This window comes from Candidatus Palibaumannia cicadellinicola, from assembly GCF_002855795.1.
Taxonomy (GTDB): domain Bacteria; phylum Pseudomonadota; class Gammaproteobacteria; order Enterobacterales; family Enterobacteriaceae; genus Baumannia; species Baumannia cicadellinicola_C.
This window is the reverse complement of sequence record NZ_NJPO01000097.1, coordinates 1-1411: the sequence shown is the minus strand read 5'-3', so window position 1 is coordinate 1411 and position 1411 is coordinate 1. Positions and strand designations below refer to the sequence as shown.

The following is a 1411-nucleotide window of genomic DNA, read 5'->3' as shown; positions in this document are numbered from 1 at the left end:
TTTTTTTTAAAAGTATATAATTAAATTAATTTACATTAATTATCACATAAAGATGATGATATCAATAACTAATCATGCTCAAAAGTATTTAGCAAACTTACTAAAGAAAAAACCAACAGGAACACAAATACGTATATTTGTTATAAATGCAGGTAACTATAATGCAGAATGTGAAATGTCTTATTATTTACCTAATAATCTGGAAAATAATTATTTGAAATTAAAATTTCATGAATTTTATGTTTATATTGATAAGTATAGTGTACCTTTTTTAAAAAATGCTGAAATTGATTTAATAATGAATGAATTAGATACTCAGCTTACGTTTAAAGCTCCTTATATTACACTTCCTCAAATAGATAATAATTCTTCACTAGAAGAATGTATTCAACATGTACTTTTATGTAATATAAATCCACAACTTGCAAATCATGGTGGAAAAATTACATTAATAGAAATTACTAAAGATATGTTTGCTATTTTAGAATTTTCAGGTGGATGTAATGGTTGTTCTATGGTAAATCATACTTTAAAAGAAAGCATAGAAAAAACACTACGACAAATGTTTCCAATACTACAGGGTGTACGAGATATGACTGAACATAATCGAGGAGAACATTCTTACTATTGATACTTACTACTAATAAAAACAACTTAGAAAAAACATATTTATATTAATAACTATAACAAATAGTTATTAATTATAACCATGAATATTAATATATTTAACAGAGTATTAAATATGAAATATACTTTACCTATTTTATCATATAAATTTAATGCATTTGAACCATTTATTGATCAACAAACAATGGAAATTCATTATACTAAACATCATCAAACTTATATTAATAATGCAAATCAAGCATTAGAAAATTTACCTGAATTAGCTAATATGTCAGTTGATCAATTAATTCAACATTTAGATCTGATACCAAATCATAAACAAACTATATTACGAAATAATGCTGGTGGACATGCAAATCATTCTTTATTCTGGAAAGGATTAAAGTTAAACACTACTCTTAAAGGCAAATTAAAAATTGCGATTGAACGTGATTTTAATGATATAAATACGTTTCAAAATTATTTTGAACAAACTGCTATGGCTTGTTTTGGTTCAGGTTGGGTTTGGTTAGTTAACCAAGATAGTAAATTAGTTATCGTTTCAACATCTAATCAAGATAATCCATTAATGGGTAATAAATTTACTAAAACTTCAGGTTTTCCCATATTTAATCTTGATCTTTGGGAACATGCTTATTATCTAAAGTATCAGAATCGTCGTTTTGATTATGTCAAATCATTTTGGAATGTAATTAATTGGGATGAAGCTGCTATTCGTTTTAATTTAATTTCATAAAAATTAATAGTTTAAAACTACTCGTTAATAATTGAGCTAGTAACTACA

2 protein-coding genes are annotated in these 1411 nt (G+C 24.7%); both read left to right on the top strand.

What is annotated here, in order from left to right; translation table 11 throughout:
- Positions 1–55 precede the first annotated feature (55 nt).
- The gene (locus CEX73_RS01910; RefSeq protein WP_101626913.1) at positions 56–631 is read left to right on the top strand and encodes a NifU family protein; all 576 of its coding nucleotides are present in this window, start codon (positions 56–58) and stop codon (positions 629–631) included.
- A gap of 111 nt (positions 632–742) precedes the next feature.
- On the top strand, positions 743–1363 hold the full coding sequence (locus tag CEX73_RS01905) for a Fe-Mn family superoxide dismutase (RefSeq protein WP_101626912.1): 621 nt from the start codon (positions 743–745) through the stop codon (positions 1361–1363).
- The last annotated feature ends 48 nt before the right edge of the window (positions 1364–1411 follow it).